At 71.7% G+C, this 2,517-nt stretch carries 1 protein-coding gene; it reads right to left on the reverse strand.

Annotated features, from left to right (window positions below):
- A partial coding sequence (locus ABZ990_RS31095) for an Ig-like domain repeat protein (RefSeq protein WP_361238950.1) occupies nucleotides 1–2,240 on the reverse strand: 2,240 nt, incomplete at its 3' end.
- Nucleotides 2,241–2,517: the final 277 nt, after the last annotated feature.

Raw genomic sequence — 2,517 nt, forward strand, 5'->3', positions numbered from 1 at the left:
ACGGTGTCGCCCTGCGTGTCGGTCGCGGTGGCCTGAGCGGTGTTGGTGACGGGGCAGGTGCCGCCGTGGCCGCCGCCGTAACCACCGTCCCCGCGACCGCCGTTCCCGCGCGGTCCGCACGTGGCGTCGTCTTCGGTGACGACGTACGTACCGTGGCAGGTCGTGCTCTGCCCGGCGGCGAGGGTGGTCGTCCCGCAGTCCACGTCCGCGACGCGGTCGTCGGTCACGGTCAGCCCGTGCACGGCGGCATCACCGGTGTTGGTGACCGTGTACGTGTACGTGACGGTGTCGCCGACCTCGAACGGGCCGGCCGAGTCCGCCCGCTTGGCCAGCGTCAGACCGGAGACCTCCTGCTGCTGGACGGTGATCGTGGCCGTGGCCTGCTCGCTGGCGGCCTCCTGCCCGCCGGGACCGGTCGCCGTGGCCTGGGCCAGGTTGGTCACCTCGCAGCCGCCGCCCGCCGCCGGCTGGCACGGCGTGATGTCGGCCTGGGTGAGGGTGTGGCTGCCGTGGCAGGTGGTGCTCTCCCCGGGGGTGAGGGTGGCGGCGTCGCAGTCGACGTCCGCCACGTGGTCGTCGGTGACCGCCACCTCGTTCAGGTCGGTCGTGCCGGTGTTGGTCACCGTGTACGTGTAGTTCACGGCGTCCCCGACCTGGAAGGGGCCGGTGGAGGCGACCTGCTTGGTCAGGGTGAGGGAGGCCACCGGAGGCTCCTCGACGACGACCACGACACCGGTGGAGGTGGAGGGCGGGCAGATGCCGTCGCCCTCGTACCGTGCGGTGATGGTGTGCGCGCCGAGCGGCAGGCTCGTGGTGGTGAGGGTGGCGGTGCCGCTCGCGTCGAGGGTGCCGGTGCCGAGCACGGCCTCGCCGTCGAGGAAGGTGACGCTTCCGGTGGGGGTGTCGATGTTGCAGGTGACGTTCGCGGTGAGGGTGACCGGGGCGCCGGGGGCGACCGTGGTCGGGACGGCGGTCAGCGTGGTCCTGCTCGACCCCGGCTCGGCCAGGGCCAGACTGTGCCACCAGCCCGCGGCGATGGCGGTGACGGCGGTGTTCTCGGGCAGGTGCGTCAGGACCGGGGTGCTGCGCTGGACGCTGGTGCCGTCGCCGACCTGCCCCCAGTTGTTGTAACCCCAGGCGTAGACACGGCCGTTGGCTGTCAGCGCCAGCTCGGTGTAGGTGCCGGCGGAGACGGCGGTGATCGTGACGCCGTCCGGGAGGGCCGTGTACACCGGAGTCGAACGGTTGGTGGTGGTGCCGTCGCCCAACTGCGCGAAGTTGTTGGCTCCCCAGGCGAGGGCGCGGCTGTCGTCGGTCAGCGCCAGGCTGTAGTAGGAGCCCGCGTCCACGGCGGTGAGCCGCACTCCGGTGGGCAGGTCCACCGGGACCGGGAGGTTGCGCTGGGTGGTGGTGCCGTCGCCCAGCTCCCCGGAGCCGTTGTATCCCCAGGCGAGGGCCTGGCCGTCGTCGGTCAGCGCCAGAACGTGGGTCTGGCCCGCCGAGACGTCGGTGATCTCGGTCCCGGCCGGCAGGGACGCGTAGACCGGCGTGCGGTTGTAGCCGTTGGTGCCGTTCCCCATCTGGCCGTTGACGCCGTCACCCCAGCCCAGGACGCGCCCGTCGGACGTCAGCGCCACCCCGGTCCCGCCGCCGGCGGAGATGTCGGTGATCCGGACGCCGGCGGGGATCGACACCTCGACGGGCGTGCTGCTGTTGTCGCTGGTGCCGTCGCCGAGCTGTCCGACGGCGTTCAGCCCCCAGGCGAGGACGCGGCCGTCGGAGGTCAGGGCCAGGCTGAAGAACTGGCCGGTGTCGATGGCGGTGATCGTGGTGCCCGCCGGGATGTCCGCGTACGCCGGGGTGAGGTGGTTGGTGGTGGTGCCGTCGCCGAGCTGGCCGAAGTCGTTCTCGCCCCAGGCGAGGACGCGCCCGTCCGAGGTCAGCGCCATGCTGAAGAATCCGCTGGCGGAGAGGGCGGTGAGCTCGACGCCCTCGGGAAGGACCACGTCGCCCGGCAGGAAACGGTTGGTGGTGGTGCCGTCCCCCAGCTGTCCTCGGGTGTTGTAGCCCCAGGACAGGGCGAGGTCGGTCGGCGGGGCCTGTTGCGCGCTCGCGGGCGGTGCCGCGAACCCGGCCAGGCACAGGACGCCGGCGAGGGTGGCGACCAGGGCGCGCAGAACGGTCCGCGGGAGGGTCCGCGGAAGGGTCCGCGCCCGGCTCCTGTCCGTACGGGATCTCATTACGTATGCGGGAAGTGTCACGGCGCCCTTTTTCCCGAAGTTTTGCCAGTACCTCCCCTTTGGGTAGTTTTCCACCTGTTCGGCGGGTTACAGGGGCTCGGCTTCACTCCCGTGGCCGCACGCGGATGTCTTCGGGGATGCGGTCGCTTCAGGGGCGGTGTAGAGAGACGCGGGGCCCCCCCCCCCGGGGTACGGTCCGGGGCACCCCTGGCGAGGGAGGGGGCCAGGGGCCCAAAGGGTTAACGCAAAAACTGGCCCAAATAACAAAGCCCAAACC

Source organism: Streptomyces sp. NPDC046203, assembly GCF_040646255.1.
GTDB lineage: Bacteria > Actinomycetota > Actinomycetes > Streptomycetales > Streptomycetaceae > Streptomyces.